Source organism: Chondrinema litorale, from assembly GCF_026250525.1.
In the GTDB taxonomy this organism is placed as follows: domain Bacteria; phylum Bacteroidota; class Bacteroidia; order Cytophagales; family Flammeovirgaceae; genus Chondrinema; species Chondrinema litorale.
The window spans coordinates 3,034,845-3,054,781 of the sequence record NZ_CP111043.1 but is presented as its reverse complement, the minus strand read 5'-3'; the positions used below and the strand labels follow the sequence as shown (position 1 = coordinate 3,054,781).

At 35.7% G+C, this 19,937-nt stretch carries 16 protein-coding genes; 6 read left to right on the top strand and 10 right to left on the bottom strand.

Annotated features, from left to right (window positions below):
• Window positions 1–27: 27 nt before the first annotated feature.
• Together trxA and OQ292_RS12550 are read right to left on the bottom strand one after the other, a co-directional pair.
• Window positions 28–339 carry a thioredoxin gene (gene trxA, locus OQ292_RS12555; RefSeq protein WP_284682478.1) on the bottom strand — a complete coding sequence of 104 codons (312 nt, stop codon included), beginning with the start codon at window positions 337–339 and terminating at the stop codon, window positions 28–30.
• 12 nt (window positions 340–351) lie between these two features.
• Entirely contained in the window at window positions 352–597 is a 246-nt protein-coding gene (locus OQ292_RS12550) for a hypothetical protein (protein WP_284682477.1), read from the bottom strand.
• Window positions 598–740: 143 nt separating this feature from the next.
• On the opposite strand from OQ292_RS12550, the gene OQ292_RS12545 reads away from it, so the two are divergent.
• The gene (locus OQ292_RS12545; RefSeq protein ID WP_284682476.1) at window positions 741–2,480 is read left to right on the top strand and encodes a GMC oxidoreductase; all 1,740 of its coding nucleotides are present in this window, start codon (window positions 741–743) and stop codon (window positions 2,478–2,480) included.
• Between the two features lie 14 nt (window positions 2,481–2,494).
• Window positions 2,495–3,160 (top strand): gluconate 2-dehydrogenase subunit 3 family protein, encoded by a 666-nt coding sequence (locus OQ292_RS12540; RefSeq protein ID WP_284682475.1) that lies wholly within the window; start codon window positions 2,495–2,497, stop codon window positions 3,158–3,160.
• Here OQ292_RS12540 and OQ292_RS12535 read toward each other — a convergent pair.
• Both OQ292_RS12535 and OQ292_RS12530 read right to left on the bottom strand, forming a co-directional pair.
• Window positions 3,151–3,612 (bottom strand): MarR family winged helix-turn-helix transcriptional regulator, encoded by a 462-nt coding sequence (locus OQ292_RS12535; RefSeq protein WP_284682474.1) that lies wholly within the window; start codon window positions 3,610–3,612, stop codon window positions 3,151–3,153. The two genes, OQ292_RS12540 and OQ292_RS12535, sit on opposite strands and share 10 nt — an antisense overlap.
• Window positions 3,613–3,840: 228 nt before the next feature.
• The gene (locus tag OQ292_RS12530) at window positions 3,841–4,440 is read right to left on the bottom strand and encodes a YceI family protein (protein WP_284682473.1); all 600 of its coding nucleotides are present in this window, start codon (window positions 4,438–4,440) and stop codon (window positions 3,841–3,843) included.
• A 278-nt stretch (window positions 4,441–4,718) separates the two neighbouring features.
• Here OQ292_RS12530 and OQ292_RS12525 point away from each other — a divergent pair, with 278 nt between their 5' ends.
• Window positions 4,719–5,405 carry a YggS family pyridoxal phosphate-dependent enzyme gene (locus tag OQ292_RS12525; RefSeq protein WP_284682472.1) on the top strand — a complete coding sequence of 229 codons (687 nt, stop codon included), beginning with the start codon at window positions 4,719–4,721 and terminating at the stop codon, window positions 5,403–5,405.
• 58 nt (window positions 5,406–5,463) lie between these two features.
• Here the strand turns inward: OQ292_RS12525 and OQ292_RS12520 are convergent, their stop codons facing one another.
• The 3 genes from OQ292_RS12520 to OQ292_RS12510 form a co-directional block, all read right to left on the bottom strand.
• Window positions 5,464–7,011: a hydroxymethylglutaryl-CoA reductase gene (locus OQ292_RS12520; protein ID WP_284682471.1), complete on the bottom strand. Its 1,548-nt coding sequence runs from the start codon at window positions 7,009–7,011 to the stop codon at window positions 5,464–5,466.
• 61 nt (window positions 7,012–7,072) lie between these two features.
• A complete protein-coding gene (locus OQ292_RS12515; RefSeq protein WP_284682470.1) occupies window positions 7,073–7,651 on the bottom strand; it encodes an HAD family hydrolase in 579 nt (192 codons plus the stop codon).
• 75 nt (window positions 7,652–7,726) lie between these two features.
• A complete protein-coding gene (locus OQ292_RS12510) occupies window positions 7,727–9,430 on the bottom strand; it encodes an alpha/beta hydrolase (RefSeq protein ID WP_284686005.1) in 1,704 nt (567 codons plus the stop codon).
• Between the two features lie 329 nt (window positions 9,431–9,759).
• On the opposite strand from OQ292_RS12510, the gene OQ292_RS12505 reads away from it, so the two are divergent.
• Complete coding sequence (locus OQ292_RS12505) at window positions 9,760–11,274, top strand: magnesium chelatase (protein ID WP_284682469.1); 1,515 nt, start codon at window positions 9,760–9,762, stop codon at window positions 11,272–11,274.
• Window positions 11,275–11,770: 496 nt separating this feature from the next.
• Window positions 11,771–12,952 carry a PAS domain-containing sensor histidine kinase gene (locus tag OQ292_RS12500; protein ID WP_284682468.1) on the top strand — a complete coding sequence of 394 codons (1,182 nt, stop codon included), beginning with the start codon at window positions 11,771–11,773 and terminating at the stop codon, window positions 12,950–12,952.
• On the opposite strand, the gene OQ292_RS12495 is transcribed toward OQ292_RS12500, so the two are convergent.
• Window positions 12,944–13,549 (bottom strand): hypothetical protein, encoded by a 606-nt coding sequence (locus tag OQ292_RS12495; protein ID WP_284682467.1) that lies wholly within the window; start codon window positions 13,547–13,549, stop codon window positions 12,944–12,946. The genes OQ292_RS12500 and OQ292_RS12495 overlap by 9 nt on opposite strands.
• Before the next feature lie 61 nt (window positions 13,550–13,610).
• On the opposite strand from OQ292_RS12495, the gene OQ292_RS12490 reads away from it, so the two are divergent.
• Window positions 13,611–14,258, top strand: a complete 648-nt coding sequence (locus OQ292_RS12490) for a YdcF family protein (protein WP_284682466.1) — start codon at window positions 13,611–13,613, stop codon at window positions 14,256–14,258.
• 13 nt (window positions 14,259–14,271) lie between these two features.
• Here OQ292_RS12490 and OQ292_RS12485 read toward each other — a convergent pair whose 3' ends face one another.
• Both OQ292_RS12485 and OQ292_RS12480 read right to left on the bottom strand, forming a co-directional pair.
• Window positions 14,272–15,366 carry a PorP/SprF family type IX secretion system membrane protein gene (locus tag OQ292_RS12485; protein ID WP_284682465.1) on the bottom strand — a complete coding sequence of 365 codons (1,095 nt, stop codon included), beginning with the start codon at window positions 15,364–15,366 and terminating at the stop codon, window positions 14,272–14,274.
• A 6-nt stretch (window positions 15,367–15,372) separates the two neighbouring features.
• Window positions 15,373–19,710, bottom strand: a complete 4,338-nt coding sequence (locus OQ292_RS12480; protein ID WP_284682464.1) for a PKD domain-containing protein — start codon at window positions 19,708–19,710, stop codon at window positions 15,373–15,375.
• Window positions 19,711–19,937: the final 227 nt, after the last annotated feature.

Below are 19,937 nucleotides of genomic sequence, written 5' to 3'. Positions count from 1 at the left end.
TACATTTATAATCTATCTAAATCAGTTTTAAACATTCACAGAAAGATGTGGTGATAAATGTTGTATCAACACTTGTTCGGGCATTGCACCAGACTGTCTCCACAAGATGTTTCCTTTATGGAAAAGTATCATAGTAGGTATACCTTGTACTTTGTAAGCTTGAGCAGCAGCAGGATTTTTATCAACATCTACTTTAATCACTTTCAACTTACTTTCTAGCTTATCTGCAACACCTTTTAATACAGGCTCCATAAATTTACAAGGCCCACACCAGTCTGCATAAAAATCTACCAAAACTGGCACCTCCGAATTTTTTATCACGTCTGAAAACTTACTCATAACAATTCAATTTTATTCTGAAATACGTTTAGATGAAATTTTAATAAATTTAACTATTTTGAGAAAAATTACCCTGACTAATAATAGCCAGGGTAAACCATGAAAAATTAAATCAAAATAGTCTATCAGTTTCATTCCAACTCCACCTCCCATTACCCACTTTATCTTTCCCAAAACGTGAGGTTCTGGAGTAAAAGGAGCTAAACCCAATGTAATGCATAGTAAAAGAATAATTCCAATATTATCGAAAACTTTCATATATACACATGAACATATTTATATATAAAAAATTCACTTTTTTATATATAATTCATTTAAAAAGACTCATATTATTTAATAAATTACTTTTTTAATCTATTCAAGACATTTTTTACTAACTCACTTCATCTTTCTACTGTAAAATGAAAATGCAAACAAACGATAAAACCTATGATGTATGTATTGTAGGTTCTGGTGCTGGCGGCGGTATGGCAGCAAAAGTTTTAACTGAAGCTGGCGCCGATGTAGTAATGCTAGAAGCCGGACCATTCTTCGATTCTGCTGAAGGCGATATGTTTAAATGGCCTTACAACTCTCCCAGACGCGGAGCACCTACCCATAGACCTTTTGGCGAATTTGATGCAGCTTTTGGAGGCTGGGAATTAGGCGGAGAACCTTATACCACTAAAGACGATACATCATTTGCATGGTTTAGATCAAGAATGTTAGGTGGAAGAACCAACCACTGGGGAAGAATCTCTCTTCGATTTGGACCAAAAGACTTTAAACGCAAAAGTATAGATGGCCTTGGTGACGACTGGCCAATTACTTACGAAGACATCAAACCTTATTACGACAAAGTAGATAAACTAGTCGGTGTTTTCGGAACAAACTTAGACCCTGCTCTTGGTCTTGATAATGAACCCGATGGCATATTTCTCCCTCCTCCCAAACCCAGAGCATATGAGTTGCTTATACAAAGAGCCTGTGCTGGTATGGATATCCCGGTTGTTCCTTCGAGAATGTCTATATTAACCCGACCTCTAAATGGAAGGCCTGCCTGTCATTATTGCTCTCAATGTAACCGTGGTTGCTCCACTTACTCAAATTTCTCTTCACCTCCTGTATTGGTAAATCCTGCTTTAGAAACAGGCAAATTAAACCTGATTTTAAATGCAATGGCCAGAGAAGTTACCACCAACGACGAAGGCTTGGCTACTGGAGTTTCTTATGTGAGCAAAGAAGATGGGCAAGATTATCATGTAAAAGCGAAAGTGGTAATTTTAGCGGCAAGTGCTTGTTCATCTGCCAGAATATTACTCAATTCTAAATCGAGCAGGTTCCCAAATGGTCTTGCCAATTCTAGTGATTTAGTTGGAAAATACCTGATGGATTCAACTGGAGCCGACATGGCAGGTATTATTCCTAAAATGATGGATAGCATTCCTTATAATGAAGATGGTATTGGCGGAATGCACTTATATATTCCTTGGTGGTTAGATAATGCAAAACTAGATTTCCCGAGAGGTTACCATGTAGAATTTGGTGGTGGTCGCAGAATGCCAGGTTATGGCTTTTTAGGTGGCATTCATAACTATAATGGCAAATTTAGCCACAGAGATGGCAGTGAAAGAAAATATGGCGGTGGTGGCTATGGTAAGCAGTTAAAAGAAGATTACAGAATGTTTTATGGCTCTCTAGTTGGCTTTGCTGGCAGAGGCGAACCAGTAGCAGTTAAAGACAACTACTGTGAGATAGACCCGAATGTAGTGGATAAATGGGGAATTCCAGTTTTAAAATTCCATTACAAATGGAGCGATCACGAAATAAAGCAAGCCAAACACATGCAAGATACTTTCGAAGAAATTATCTACCGAATGGGCGGTTTTCCATTAGGGCCTAAAGCTACCAAAGATCAAAATTATGGTTTGCACACTCCCGGAGAGATTATTCACGAAGTAGGCACTACCCGAATGGGAAAAACAGCAAAAGACTCTGTAACAAATCAATACTGCCAGACACACGATGTAAAAAATCTGTTTGTAAACGATGGTGGTACATTTACTTCTATGGCAGATAAGAACCCAACCTGGACAATTCTAGCACTTTCAATGCGTGCTTCAGAATACATTATCGACCAGAAAAAACAAATGAATATCTAAAGCAGAAAACCAAGATGAAAAAAAATAAAATAAACAGAAGAGATTCGCTAAAAGTAATTGGTCTGGCATCGCTCACTGCCGGAAGTACTTTGATACCTGGCTGTAACCCACCTGAACAAAAACAAGGACACGAACACCAACACGGCAATGTATCTGCCGATAGCAATGGGTTCAAAAATCTTAATGATGCTGATCTAAAGTTACTAGAAGAGCGCTTTTTTAGCGAACATGAATACAAAACCATTCAGGTACTTTCAGACATAATTATTCCTGCTGACGATAAATCCGGCAGTGCTACTGAGGCCAATGTACCTGAGTTTATTGAATTTATGATGAAAGACCAGCCACAACATCAAACAAATATGCGTGGTGGAATTAGCTGGCTTGACTACCAGTGCAAAAAAAGATTCTCTAAAAGTTTTATAGAGGTCTCTCAGGAACAGCAAACTAAAATTTTAGACGAAATAGCTTATCCTGAACAGGCAAAACCAGAAATGATTCAGGGTGTAAACTGGTTCAACTCATTACGAGATTTTGTGGCCACAGGCTTTTTTACCAGTCAAATCGGCATAGAAGACCTAAAATATATTGGAAACGCAGCCAATGTATGGCAAGGCAGTCCACAAAAAGTGCTTGACAAATTAGGAGTTAAATACGACGACAGCATCGACTATGCCTGATCCTCAAAATCTCTGATTTTATCTAGTAACAAGTTAAGTTGTTTAGCTTCATCTTCTGTCAAACAGCTTAACATGCTATCAAAAACTTCTTCATAGCATTCCATTTTTTGCAGCAACTCCAAACCTTCTTCAGTAATAAAAATATGTGTAGCCCTTCTATCGTCTTCGCAGCTATACCTCTTTACAAGACCTCTTGTTCGCATTTTATCAACTATTCTGGAAACATCAGATTCTCTCTCAAGCATTCTACATTTAATGTTGCCAATAGTTACAGGTTGCCCCTGCTGACCTCTTAAAATTCTAAGTATATTATATTGTTGAACTGTAAGATTAAACTTCTTGAATATTTTCTTTTGAGACTGAGCTAACCAGTTACTTGTAAAAAAGATGTTGAGCCCTACTTTATGAAATTCATTCCTAAATTTACTCTTCAGTTCGTCTTCAAGTTTCATAACCATGTCTATTATTCAATTTCTGTTGTTACCTAACTAATTTATCTTTCTAAATCGTTACGTTAAAAACCCTAATATATGTTGTAATTTATATAAAGTATCTCACCAAAAAAACAGCAGATTTACATAAAGGGTTTGTATCCTAGAAATATATTGAATTGTTTCTCAACAAAAAAAGGCAGAACTAATATTCCACCTTTTTTTAGAGATCATTAAGGAAAATGCTAATTATTTTCCAGCATCTACGCTTTTGATCACTTGTATGTTAGCGTCAATTTCAACTTCTTCGCTTACTACAACACCACCTGTTTCTAAAGCAGAGTTCCAGTTTAAGCCAAATTCAGTTCTGTTTATTTCACCAGTTACTTTAAATCCAGATTTAGTGTTACCGTAAGGATCTTTGATAGTACCATTAAATTTTGCCTCTAGTGTAACAGGCTTAGTTACACCATGCATAGTTAAATCACCTTTTAATTCGTATTTGTTTCCACCTTTCTTTTTGAAAGAAGTACTTTTAAAAGAGATTGTAGGGTACTTTTCTACATCAAAGAAATCTGCTGATTTTAAGTGCTCATCTCTTTTATCTATACCAGTGTTAATTGTACTAGTTTGTGCAGTAAATTCAATTTTAGCATCAGAGAAATCTACTTTGTCTGATTTTAAAACAGCTTCGAAACCATCAAATTTACCAGTAACTTCAGAGATCATCATGTGAGTTACATTAAACTCGATGCTTGAGTGAGCAGGGTCACTAGTCCAAGTTGTTTGTGCATAAGCACCTACCAAACCAGAAAATAATAATGCGATAAATAAACTAATCTTTTTCATAATTCAAATTATAAGTTGCACCATTAAATGTTTATACATATATTTTAATAAAAATCAATTTGCTGACTGAATTGATAATGCAATATTATATGTTGCAACATATATATGCAAATATATTTTTTATTTTAATCATAACTAATTGATTTTCAAAGTAATAATTTTTATATGTTTTAACTTGTTAAATCATATTAGCTGTTTTCTTTGTTTAAATAGAAATTTATATCATTTAATAAATAAGTGAATGATCATTAATTTTGAATAAAACAATAGCGACTCAAATGAACGAAACAGAATTAATAAGAAATCTGGACCAAATAAAAATAGAACTGGACGGTACAGGCTGTAAATTAATTGCAGTAAGTAAAACCAAACCAGTTGAAATTCTTACCGCAGCCTATCAGGCAGGTATTAGAATCTTTGGAGAGAACAAGGTTCAGGAGATGGTGCAGAAACACGAAGTATTACCAAAAGATATAGAGTGGCATATGATTGGTCATTTGCAAACTAACAAAGTGAAGCTAATCGCTCCTTTTGTTAGCTTAATACATTCTGTAGATAGCATAAAACTTTTAAAAGAAATTAATAAAAGAGCAGCTCAGAATAATCGTATTATTGATTGCCTTTTCCAAATTCATATAGCTGAAGAAGAAACCAAATTTGGCTTGAATGAAGCTGAGCTTTTTGAGTTAATTGAAAGTGATGAGTTTAATAGTATGGAAAACATCCGTATGAAAGGCTTAATGGGTATGGCGACTAACACAACAGATTACGAACAGGTAAGAAAAGAATTTACAGCTTTAAAAGACCTTTTTAATAAAACAGGCAGTAAATACGTAGCTGATAACCTAGATTTTACTGAGTTATCTATGGGAATGAGCAACGACTATAGAATTGCGCTAAAAGAAGGTAGCACGATGATTCGCGTAGGAAGCCTTATTTTCGGTGAAAGAAATTACAATAATTAATTCTGAATTAAAATAGTAAAAGTCTGTCGCTACACTGAGTAAGACAGACTTTTATATATTATCTATTTCTGCCATATTTCTCGTGGCTAGAAACCCAATCTGAAGACGAAATTGCTGAGCCGAGTGAAATCTCACCGGCAAGAGCTACAGCTGCTACAATTTCTGCCAGTTTATTTACTTTATTTTTACCGTCGCAACCTAATATTCTCAAACACTCTTGCTGAGTTGGCAGGGCCGTACCCCCACCAAAAGTTGCTACTATGAGCGATGGAATTGTAAGAGACAGATATAAATCTCCTTCTGGGGTTAATTCCGAATAAAAAATCCCGGCTGAAGACTCAGCCACATTGGCTACATCTTGCCCTGTAGCAATAAACATGGCTGTAATCGCATTGGGTGAATGCGCTCCATTATTATTTGCCCCACAGAAAAAGGCACCTAAAGTAGCAATGTTTGAGTGGTAATTTAGCTTTTCTGGCTCAACACGCATATGTTGGATTAACACATCTCTCTTTACTGTACACTCAGCAATTACCCTTTTACCACGTGTTCTCATTACATTAATTTGAGATGCTTTTTTATCGGTTGCGAAGTTAGACTCCAAATAAAAATTTGTGATTCCGTCTGAGTAATGATCGAGAATCCAGCTACACGCCGCAAAAGTTGCTCTGCCTACCATATTTTGCCCGGCAGCATCGCCTGTAGAATAATTAAAGCGCAAGTAAACAAACTTGTTACTCAAATAAGGATCGATATACAGCAATTTAGCAATACTAGAAGTCGCCTCTGCATGATCTCTTATTTCATCCATATTATCGTTTACCCAAGCAACAAACTCCCTACACTTTCTGGCATTTTCAAAAACAAAAACTGGTGCCCTTTGCATGGCATCTCCCACTACTGTTACTGTCGCACCTCCACTTAAGTTCATCACTTTTATACCTCTATTATAAGAGGCAACCAAAGTTCCCTCTGAAGTGGCCATTGGTATTAAAAACTCGCCTTGTGCGTGTTCTCCATTGATGAGTATAGGTCCAGCAAGCCCTAAAGGGATTTGAGCTACTCCACTAAAATGCTCTATATTTCCTTGTGTGAGGTGAGGATCAAATGAATAAGAAGCAGTATGCTCCATTTTTACCCCTGTAAAAGCTTCTACAAAACCTTGTCGCTTTTTTATTGCTTCGTCGCTATAGTCATCGGTTTCATCACGTGGGATGCGGATAATATCTTCATCACCACTGGTAATGGAATCTTCTACTTTTAAGGTAAGTTTACCAAATGGTTTTACCTCAAACTTAATTTCTATTTTGTATTTTCCTTCTTCTAATGGCTCTCCACTTACCAACACATTCATCTTTCTTTTTAAAGGAAATTCGATAGGGTTTGCCGCAGTTATATCGTTTATTCCCAGCTTTCCCCCTTCTTCCAGATCAACTAAAACTGCCTCATCATTTATTAATGTACCATCAATAATAATAGCTTTAATCTCAATGATTTTACAATCACTTAGCCTGTTTTTTAATCCAAAGCGATAACCACTTGAAGTATTTTCTAGGCTACCATTCGTGTATAGCTGCTTCAGTATAAGACTGGGGATAATAGTCATTATGTGTGTGTTGTTTGAGTAAAAAAAATCTTTTGGTAATCTGTAATTTAGACTAAAAAATTTAATCTGGTAGGCATAAATTTTTCCACCCTACTCTATCTACTATCTTAAAATCACCTTTTTGTTCTAATATTTTAAGATAACTTTCTAAAAATTTCAACTCGTTATCTTCACAATTACCTTCAAAGGGTTTTATAATAAAGTAATTTTCCGGATTATCTGTCACCTTATAAAGAGAATCGTCTATAATGAGCAGATTTTTCATCTTAAAACCCTTTCTTCTTATTTTCTCTAAAGGCTTAATAAATTGATATTCTTTCTTTTTTAAACCTGTAAGCTCATCTTCCACTTTTACAATTTTCATCCAACATTCAGACCTTCCCCACACAAATTCGAGTTCAATCGCATTCCCAATTAACTCATTTACAATACCTTTCACATAACTATCTTCTGCTGAAGACCAAATAGCAATATGGCAAAGCTTACTACAAGACTCCAAAAACTCCAGTATATAAGGCCTTTTGTAGACATAGTAATCTTGATATTGAAAATCTGCTTCTACACCAAGTTTCTGTTTTGTTGCATGAATTAAAGTTTCATCCAAATCAAAAACTATAATTTTCTTTTTGGAATCTCTCATAAATGCATCTCTTACTTTATATTTAAATTAATGATAATCCGGAAAAATAAACAGTGTTTAGCTGTTTTTTAAAACTTAATATTTCCAACTGGTTATATCTGCTCCTGCTGGTGCCGAAACTTTTATTCTTTCTGCAATCTTCGGAATAAACATCTGATGATATCTAAGTCTAGAAATATGATTTGGATTTTCATGGTCGCCATTCCAACAGTGCTCTGCCCTGTCACCATAATCTACATCACCTTCGTAATAAGGATTATTGGTGTTTTCCAAAAATTCTTCGGTGAGATATACAGCATTATTGAGGTAGTAATTATCCATATCGCCACAATAGATATTGATTTTACCTTTTAATTTGGGGCCAAGCGTTTCCCAATCTCGCTGCATTATATAAGTAAGGTCAAAGTTTTCTTTCCAGTAGTCAGCTACTTCTTTGTCTATTTCACCAGTGAGTTTATCCCAGATAGGTTTAGGATAACCATCTTCTCCCTGAGGTGAATAAACCGCTTGCCAAATATCCCACTGTTGCCCAGATCGCCCTTTTGTACCTAAAGCCAGCTCTCTTAGATTCATATCGCGCAATGTGGCAGTTATATGCCCCAAATAATCGCGGTGCCCCGGTCTTTCTGTTTCTTTAAAATTGCTGTTTAAGAAGTAAGCATTCTCATCATCATATAGGTTTACCACTGTGTAAGCTCTAAAATCTATCGGGTCTGGACAAGCAGCCCAACAACCATTGTACTCATCAGGATACATTACTTGTACAGCCAAAGCTTCCCAACCACCAGTAGAACCACCATAAGTAAATCTTGCCCAGCCTTCTCCAATGCCTCGATATTTTTCTTCGATATATGGCAATAGCTCATAAGTAATTGCATCGCCATAAGGTCCTTGACTGGCTGAGTTTACAGCATAAGAATCGTCGTAATAAGGAGTTGGATGTTGTATAGTAATCAATATTACTCTTGGGAAATCAGGCCCTGTCCATGTTTTGTAAAAGTTATATTCTTCTTGCTGCACAATTTTATTATATCCATCTATATGAAAGCGCTCGCTGTAAACTGGCTTTAAATTAGGGTCTGGTGGTGTAGTTCTAAAACCTCCAAAGTCGTACGGAAAATGCCCATGCATAATTACCAATGGATATTTAGCATCAGGATGCTCCTCAAAACCTTCTGGTAATAGAATATTTGCACCCAAATACATATCTCTCCCCCAAAACTCACTAAGCTTTTCACTCTTCATTTTTATATGTTTAATGTACTTGGTGTCTTCAGGCACTTTAATAGCTGGAATTTCTTTATCAAAAGTCAAAGAAATAGTTTCTGATGATGTTGGATCGACACTAATTTCTTTAGGAGTAGAATATAAATTGCCGGGCTTGCGATTCCAATGTTGGCCTTCACCTTTATCCATTGGTAGTTTTACAGTATGCCCAGTTGAGAGATTAAATGTATCATATTTATTTAATAATACCTGAACATTATAAGTCCCTTTTTTAATCTCAGCAAGGCTTTGTATTGGGTAGCCAAATGCTTCGGCATTGATTGTAACAGTTTCTCCGGGTTTCCAGTCTTCTACATCTACCCCGAAAACCAATTGTGTTCCCGGACCATCACTTATCTGAAATCTTGGTTCAGCTGCAGTATCTTTGGAAAGCATTAGTAATAGCCTGCCATCTAGCGGTTGAGCACTTTGTTCCTCTGAAAAAGTTACAGAGAAAGTCAGCCCGGCATTTTGAGATTTATCTGGCGATTGGCACTGATAAAATAAAGCCATAGCACAGAAAAGGAATGCCATTTTTAGCATCCTTACTCTTAAAAAATAATCCATAGTTATTGTTGATTGTTGTGTAAAATTCCTGTAAGCAATATACTAAAGCTTGGGTAAATGCAGGCTAATAAAATGGCTATTCTAAGCATATTTCTTAGATTAGAAATGAGATTCAGAAACAGTAATTCCCGACTATAATAGGTTTGGCATCTTCTTCAGAATTATATAATTTAAACCATTAATTAATTTCCAAACTTTTCAATGTAAACAAAGGTTTCTACAAAGTAACATCAGGAATTGAATATATATAAGCGCATATTTTTTATCTCATTTATATGAATTATACAGATATCCCACATGAAAAGCTAAAGCAGATTAAAACACTTAGTGAATTAAAATCTGCAGGCTACACACCAAAAACTATCAAACAAGAACTACGAGACAATCTTATTGCTAAACTAAAATCAAAAGAACCTGTTTTTGAAGGTATACACGGCTATGAAGATACAGTAATTCCAGAAATACAAAGGGCAATTCTTTCCATGCACGACATTAACCTGCTTGGTTTAAGAGGTCAGGCTAAAACCAGACTTGCTCGTATGATGATAGAACTATTAGATGAATATATTCCGGTAATTGAAGGCTCTGAGCTAACAGACGATCCGCTAAAACCACTTTCAAGATTCGGTAGAGATTTAATAAAAGAAAAAGGAGACCACACACCCATAACTTGGATGCATCGCAGTGAAAGGTATGCTGAAAAACTGGCCACGCCAGATGTATCTGTGGCAGACCTTGTAGGTGATGTAGACCCAATTAAAGCAGCAAGTCTACAACTTCCTTATTCCGATGAAAGAGTAATACACTATGGATTAATTCCGAGGTCTAACAGGTGTATTTTTGTAATTAATGAGTTACCAGATTTACAAGCGAGAATACAAGTAGCCCTGTTTAATATTTTGCAAGAAGGCGATATTCAAATTAGAGGGTTTAAACTCAGGCTTCCATTAGATATTCAGTTTGTATTTACTGCAAACCCAGAAGATTATACAAACAGAGGTAGTATTGTAACTCCGCTAAAAGATAGGATTGATAGCCAGATTATTACACACTACCCTAAAAATCTTGAAATAGGTAAAAAAATTACCCAACAGGAAGCCAAGATTAAAACTGAGCAAAAAAGTTTGGTTGAGAGCAATGAGATTGCCAAAGACATGATCGAACAAATTGCTTTAGAAGCCCGAAAAAGTGAATATATCGACGAGAAAAGTGGAGTTTCGGCAAGGTTAACAATCTCCGCATATGAAAACCTCATTAGCTCTGCAGAAAGAAGAGCGCTGATTAATGGTGAGTCTAAAACCAGTATTCGCGTTTCTGATTTTTGGGGTGTAATACCTTCTATTACAGGAAAAGTTGAGCTTGTATACGAAGGTGAACAAGAAGGTGCAGGAATTGTAGCTCAAAACCTAATTGGAAAAGCCATCAGAAATCAGTTTATCCAATACTTTCCAGATCCAGAAAAAGAAAAGAAAAAGAAGAATGACAGCATTTATAAAAGCCTATTCGATTGGTTTGGAGACGGAGAAACGGTAGACATACTCAACGATGCTAGTAATAGTGAGTACAAAAAAGCACTATTTGAAATTCCAGGTTTGAAAGAGATGGTTAAAAAGAAATTCTCAGATAAAACCGAAGATGAGAAGCTCTTTTTAATGGAATTTGCCTTACACGGTCTTGCAGAATACTCTATGTTAAGCAAGAAATTCTTGATAAGTAAAACATCTTTCTCCGATTTACTAAGCAGTATGTTTTCTATGCCATCTGACTTTGAAGATGACGACGAAGATTAAATTGTACTTTTCAAAGAAATATTTATAAATCTAAGAAGCTGGTTTTCAACTGAAATACCAGCTTTTTTATTTTATATACCTAAAATAGGACACTCATATTTATGTAAAGCAGATGAACATTAAGAATCGGTTAACAAAATAATTAATAATTAATCTGAAATTATTACATAAAAATTATTTTAATCAATATGATATTTCTCACATTTAATTTAATAGGCATAAAAAAAAATTTTGACGTTTTAGCAGAGTAGTTTTTAAACATATAATCAAAAACTTGGCATTTCCTTTACTCCTACACAAGAATAGAATATGCCATTTTCTTATTGGTAAATATCTATTAAATACATCCAAGTACATCTAATAACATTGCAAAAATTACGAATTCTTACATATCCACAATATGCAAGATTTTTCCTCAATGCTCTTGCTCGCTATATTTATTCAAAAAACCCCTAATATTTCACTAAAATCATTTTTAATCCGAAAAGCAATTAGAATGAGAACGGAAATGCAAATACTAGCTGAAAAGCTGGAAACACACCGTTTTGAGCTGGATTTGAGCGTTCGGGAACTGCAGGAGACCAACCAGTCTTTGAAAGAAAGAGAGGAGTACCTCTACAATATGATAGAACATGCCTCAGAGGGCATTATGACTGTAAACAGATTAGGATTGATTGTTTCTGCCAATACAGTTGTATGCAACCTTTTAGGTTATGATAACTATTCCTTAATTGGAAAACCACTTAACCTGTTTTTAAATGAATCTACAAAACGGGACTTTACTAGCTTTTTAACTCAAGGAGGTGAAAGTAATCTCCATTTTAAAGCAGAAACATTACTAAATCATAAGTTAGACAAGGCCACTATACCTGTTCAACTTTCTATAAATGCATTAAAAAACTCTAAGGATAAAAAATTTCTGGTGATCTTGACAGATTTAAGCCAGATTAAAAAGATACAAAAAGACCTTGATCAGGAAAAAGCTGAGAAAGAAGCATTACTGAAGATTAATGAAGAATTAGATCAGTTTGTTTACAGAGTTTCACACGATTTAAGAGCCCCTTTGGCTTCTTCGATTGGTTTAATAGAACTAGCCAAAAATGAGCCTGACAGGGATAAAATTGCGGAATATCTTGATTTACAGAAAAAGAACCTACTAAGACTCGAAGATTTTATTGGGAACATTCTCGCATTTTCGAGAAATTCCCGAAATGAAATTACGCGTAACAAAATTTCTTTTCAGGATATTGTGAGTGATTTAATGGAGCAATTCTCTTTTAGTGAAGCGGCTTCTAAAGTAGTTTTCCATACTTCTATTTGCCAAACATCTGATTTTGTGAGCGATCAAATGAGAGTAAAAATAATTTTAAGTAATCTTATTTCGAATGCTATTAAATACAGCGATCCTACAAAAGACGAAAACATTATAAACCTTGAAATTAAGGTAGATGAAAACTTTGGTAAGATAAAAATATCAGATAACGGTATTGGAATTCAACAAGAATACCACGAAAAAATATTCCAGCCATTTTTTAGAGCTACAGACTACAATACCGGTTCTGGTGTTGGTTTAGCTTTGGTAAAAGAGGCTGTTAGCAAAATTATGGGTAGTGTGTTAGTCTCTTCTGAATACAGAAAAGGAACCACTTTTACCCTGCATATACCATCTTTAAAGTGAACCAAATGTCCTAGGGAAAGTAAGGTGGGTTTTAACATGATATTCTAATGCATCGTTGCCCACCAGTTTCCTAAAACCCTTAATATCTATTTCGGTAATATGTCCACTTTGTAGCTTCATAACCAAATCTTTATAAGAAGTATATAGATAATTCTCTTCATTAAGCCTTAGATAAATCTCACTCACAGCCTCAGCTTCATAAGAAACTTTTATCTCTTGTATGCTTAAATCTTCTTGGTTGGCTTTGTAGGTTTTATAGTCAGCACCTTCGTCTATATCATAGGCTTGTAACAACACTGGTTTGTTTATATCAGCCTCTTTAAAAAGTTGAAGTTCTTTTTCCCAAACAGGATAATTTTCATCATTTGGATTGAGCTGTATCTTTTCTTCCCCACCTTTAAGCAACACTTCTTTAGTAACCTGCGGAGCACTTGTCTCCATTTTTGAAAGAGAATCTAATAAATCAATTTGCTCTTGAGTAAATGCTGGCAAATCGAAATATGGCTTTTCCACTAACTGAGTATTTTCATCTACCTCAACACAAGCATTTAAAAGGAAGAAGCCTAAAATGATGGGATATATATATCTGGTAATCATGTATTTCTATTTATTTTTTTTATCATTAACCTGAATATAAAGTATCAAATATAGATTAACCATGCAGGAAAATTCAATGCACGAAGCTAGCAAAAAATTATTTGATTATCTCTATCTGCTCGAAACTGCTAAACAAGCAGATGCCATTATTGGTTTCGGTCATTTTGATATGAAAATTCCTGACAGATGTGCGCAGTTATATAATGAAGGTTTCGCTAAATACATCATTTTAACTGGAGGAATTGGTGCTGGCACAGCAGATTTAGGAATGCCAGAGGCTGATGCTTTTAAAAAGTATATCATTCAGAAATATCCTCAAATACCAGAAACAAGCTTAATTACCGAAAATAAATCTACCAATACAGGAGAAAACTTGAGATTTACAATTGCCATTCTAAAAGAAAATTATCCTGCAATTTGGGAAAAGATTGAATTTGGAAAGGTACTTATTGTAGCAAATCCATTTAGGCAAAGAAGGGTTTATCTAACTGCTAGAAAAATTCTTCCTAAAACCAAATTTATTAATTGCCCTCCACTCACTTCTTTTGAAGCAGAATGTGAGCTATTTAATACCAAAGGGCAAGATTTAGCAGCACAAATTCCGGGAGAAATTAAAAGAATAAAAGATTACCCAGCAAATGACTGGATTGTACATGAGCCGTTGCCTACAGATATTAAAGAAACTTACGAGCAACTTAATGCAAACTAATATGAACGTTAGCTTAATTCTTCTTTTTTAATTTACCTCTTTTTTTAGAAGAACTTCTTCGCTTGCTAGAGGATGTACTTAGTGGACAGTTCATCTTAATTCTATCGCTGGTATCTTGTCTTCTATTTAGCCATTTATCGCTGCTATAATTTAACCTAATAGAAATTTCGTGGGAACTATCTTGTATGCCTGTGCCAGTAAAATTATAATCATAACTGTAGCTAAAATGCATAAATGTTCCCCAAACTTCCATATTGAGCAATGATGCTATAAATGCAACCGACGAAGAATTAATCAATTTATCGTTAGGCGAATTTCCCGGAACACCTCTGTATTGTGCTTCAAGAGAATATAATGATGCATAAGAGAAACCCGCAGAAATATCTAATTGCTCGCTTCCCTCCTGCCTTCTATAATTGGCTGACGCTAAAAAGTTAATATCGTATAAAACAGGAACTGGCAAATTAATACCTCCATGTACACTCCATCTAAATGGACTGTGGTATTCATTTAACAAAACACCTTCTCTGTTTTTAAATAATTGATCGATGTGATGCATAGAAAAACCTCCCCAGAAAATTTCATTATAAAAAGCCAAACCCGATGAAAAACTTGGAAAACTGTAAATCATACTGCCCGCCTCAAATGCAGAAGGATTATCAAAAAGCAATTCATCTACAAAAACCAGTTGGTCAAAATCTAAAGATCTGCTGAAGTAGCTCACTTGTAAGGCTGGCTGAAAAATCATGAATTTGGTAGGAATACGCCAGCCACCTGTTACAGAAATACCACTGGTCTTATAAAACGCGCCATCTGCTCCACTTATACTTTCATTGGTAAAGTGGGCACCAAATGTAAACATAGCATTAGATGAGTAATCGAAAGAAGCATTAAATGCATTTAAAGGTGTATCAAAAACAGGATACCACTGTCGGCGATATTGTGTTCTAAAAGTATATTCGCTACCAGATAAACCTGTAAAAGCAGGATTAAGATAAGTAGGTGAATTTCTGAATTGTGTATACTGTACATCCTGCCCAAAAACATTGACAGTAGCAGCCAAAAGCACAATCAAAAAAAGAAAATTTCTAAAGTAAGTCTTTATCATAAGCACCTAGTCAATCAAGTAGAGTAAAAAAACTTTGGCAACTGGCTCTATTTTGTCACCAAGCCTACAACCACCATAAGAAACTACACCTTTATAAACTCCGGCAGGCATAGCAGAACCCGCAAATCGACCATCCCAACCTTCTTCTGTATCATGCGTCTGAAAAACCATTCTATCCCATTTGTCATAAATCCTCAAATCATATTCTTCGACGAATTCTGTCTTGAGCATAAACAGATCATTTTGTCCTCCATTAAATGGAGAAAAAGCCAGTTTTCTTCCATCTTCTGGTAAATAAACTAGCGGGTTACAACAGTCTTCAATCTCAAAAGGGATGCTTAATGTTTCTATGCAACCATCTTTGGTTTCGGCTGTGAGGGTAATTTCGTAGGAACTTATTCCTTCATCTTCACTATAAATAAATTGCTGAACAGGAATATCTTCGAAACCTTCGTAGGTATTACCATTCCCAAAATTCCAGTATAACATGCCATTTGAAGGGTCTGTCGGGTAATTGGATTCGTTCTCTACAGAGATATACCAAATACCACAAATAGCATCTTTATTAATCGAAAAGCTAATTTCTGGACCTTCTACAACATTTATGGTTTCTTCAATTACTTCGGTGCAACCAGATAAATTAGGCTCGCTGAAAACCTCAAGTGTTACTGTATTAATTCCTTCCGTTTCAAATATCCATTCAGGTGATGCACTTAATGAGTTAAATACATTTGTACCATCATTAAATGTCCATCGGTAGCTTTTAGCATCTGTTGAAGTGTTATTGAAAGTAATAGGCTGACCTATACAAATTATATTGTTTGAGGCTTCAAAACTGGCTGTTAGATCAGGAATAAAAATCTCTTGTGTATATGTTCCCGGACAATTATTGATGGGATTTACTACAGTTAAACTAACTTCGTATGTACCTGGTCGATTGTATGTTTTTGCTGGAGGATTTACACCTTGAAATGTTTCTCCATCACCAAAATCCCAAGTACTCCCTATAGCATCTTCCGATGTATTCACGAATGTAATTGGAGAACCAACACATAGCTCACCTTCCACTTCAAATGAAGCTTCGAGTGTTGGTAATACATTAATAATAGTTGTGAAAGTATCTGTTCGACCAAAATCGTAGGCAACAATTAAACTAGGTTCATAAACTCCCGCTTCTTGGTAAGTGTAAGTTTGATCGGCTCCGCCTGAAGTTCCATTTCCCTGCACATCTCCCCAGAGCCAAACTATTGCCAAGGCATCTGTAAGATTGGTAGAAAAGTTAACCGTTAATGGCTCACAGCCCACCACTGGACTTACCTCAAAAAACACATTCGGATAAACTGTAATCTCTTTACTAATGGTAGACGTATTACATTCATTTTGAGCTGTAAGCGTAACTGTATAAGTAGTATCTGTTGCCCCAAAATACACAAAATTGTGAATGGTAGCAGTAGTATCATTTACTATAACAGGGTCAGTTCCATCACCAAAATCCCATGTATAACTATCTGCTGTACCTGTTGAAAGATTTGGAAGACTTACTGGTAAATTAGAATAAACCGTATCTGCGGGAACACCAAAGTCCGCATTTACATTTGCCTTTACTTCTACAGAGTCTGTAATGGTAAAAGTACCGCAAGCTGTAACCGCCTCCATAGTAACATAGTAAATTGTATCGCCTAAAGCACCTGCCTCATAAGTTTGATTTGCAGGTGATGACTGATTGCTAGAATTCCCATTTCCAAAATCCCATTGATAGGTTACATTGTTATCTACATTATCATTATTAAACCCAACCTCTAATGGTGTACAGTTGTTATCTGCTGCAATGTCCAATGAAAAAGAAGGATTGAAAACCTCGCCTTGTACATCCACGGTTTGAGAAACTTCATTTACGCAACCATCACCAGAAGTAACTCTTAATGTGATTTCATGTGTACTCTCTGTATTAAATAGAAAATCAGGTGTTCTTTCATTTGAATAAAAAGTACCATCTATTTCCCATTCATAAGTATTGTCTGGCAAATCGTCACTTAAAACATCAGGAATAAAACCCGAACCAACACATACACTGGCTGGAATGTTAAATTCTGGCTGAGGTAATTCGTGAACCACTACTATTTGTGTAAATACTGGCTGGCAGCCATTAGGTTGAGTAAACCTGTAACTTATTTCGTGACCAGCTTCATTGGCTCCTGCAATGGCAGGATTAAACATACCATCTGCTGATATTGCACCTGCTGGCAAATCTGATGCTTCCCATACTCCTGAGCCAGCACTGTTAATTTCTACGTCTAATTGAAAAGGAGTACCATCTACGCAAACCTCAGCTTCTGGAAGAGTAATATCTGGTAATGGCAACACTATAATTTCAATTTCTTTTACATCTTCACATCGACCTCCATTAATTCCTCTAACAGTATAAGTTGTAGATTGTAATGGTGTTGCTACAACTGTTGCGCCGGTCGTTGTATTTAAACCTTCTGCGGGTTCCCATATATATTCTTCTGCACCTGAGGCTGTTAATGTGATTGGTTCTGATGGACAAATCTCAATTGCATTAGAATTATCAATATTTAAGCTTACTTCAGGATAAGGCACTTGTGATACCTCAACGACTTCAGATTCAACTACACATCCGTCTTGGTTTACTAATACTGAATATTCTCCTTCCGCAGAAACATTTAAAGTTTGATTGGTTGCATTGGCTACCTCAGAACCATTGAGTAGCCATTGATATGTTAAACCCGCTCCTGCATTTGCTTCTAAAACAGCGGATATGTTTTCGTCTTCACAAAAGACAATTTCTGTTTGTGGAGTAATCTCTGCGATTGGTGCAGGTTTTATTACCATTTCTGCATCTGCAGAGGTTTTAGTACAATTACCAAGTGTTACTCTCACTGAATACAAACCCGGTTCACCTCGGGTAATACTAGATCCAGATTCATTTTGAATCAGCTCCCCATTAAAAAACCATTCATAAGTAGCACCTGCAACTTGTTGGGTAGAAAGTTCTAAAGTTTCGTTTTCACAAACTGCTGGAATAGCTGGATTAATTACTGGATCGGCTAAGTTTATAATTTCAATACTCTCTGTTACTGTTGCATCGCCACAATCATTACTAACAGTTATTGAAATATCGTATGTGCCAGCCTGTAATGTAAAAGGAGCTGGATTTGCTGTATTAAAATCTGCTGCTGGAGCTGGATTCGCAGTTCCATTTGTTCCAGTAATTTGCCATTGATAAGCATCAACACCTAAAACTTCTGTTTCCACAGAAAAATCTAAAGTAGCTGGTGCACAGGATGCAATATTTTCGAGACCAACAATAGTTATATCTTCTTCTGCTGGTATATCAGGAATAATTATGGTAACACAGCTATTTTCTGAGCCACAATTACTTGTTGTAGTAAGGTTTAATCTGTAAGTACCAGCTTCAGTAAATGTAATTACCTCTTCTGCTTCATCAGATGTTCTGTTTCCATTTGAAAAAGTTGCGCCAGTAGCGGGTGTTATATCCCAAGTTTCTGTAAGTCCACCACCGGTAGAAATACTTCTTATCGGAACAATAATAGGTCTTGTACAAGCATTTAATGGAATAAATACATCTCCCGCACAATCTTCGATGGTCATCACATTTCCGAGATTGCCAATTTCAAAAATGGGTATAGGTGGCCCGTTTATAGTAACACTTTGGGTAAGCTCATATACTCCACATTCTTGTACTACTGTAAGTACTACCTCATAAACTCCTACATTAGGGAAACTGTGATCGATCGGATCTTTTTCTTCAGTGGTAATAACTGTACCATCTCCGAAATCCCAATTATACTCTGCCGTAGTCTCGCATTGGAAGTTGAATCCATCTGTAGAAGTATTTAAAAATGTAAGTGGTTCGTTTACACAACCTTCTTCAAGATTGGTAGCAAAGCCGGGTGTGGGTGGTTGTCCCGTAATTACCGGGAAAATAGAAACTGTTTTAGGAAATGTAGTACAATTAGCTCCTGCAACTACAGTAAATGTATATGCTTTCTGAGGAGTAGCACACGACACCTGACTATATGTATGTGTCAAAAGATGTTCCCCATCTGCATCAAGTTGATCGTGGGTTAATATGAGGTTAGTTCCATCTCCAAAATCAATTTCGTAAACAGTATTCGCATCATTATCAGTGTATCCTTCCAATATATAGCCAAAATCTATTGGATCACAAGATTGTTCATTGCCTAAAGTTGTGGCAGTAATCGATGGGATTTTACAATTATCTTGGGCGGATAATGTGATTGAAAGATGTAAAAATAATGCACTAAATATTAGTTTATAGTTATCTGCAATGCCAAACATTGTATGCTTCTCAAAAAGTAGTCGTATTTATCTTCTATAGTAATTGTGGATTCCAGAAATAGCCAGTTTTAAAAATAGTAACATTTTGTTATAAAATTAGAAGAATTCTATATCAAATCCTTTACTACGGAATTTATTTATTATGAATGTTACTAATCAGATAATCCAATGGCGCTTTAAATTATTTAGCAGCAAAAATTTGTCTAGCTTTGCATGTTTGTTATTAA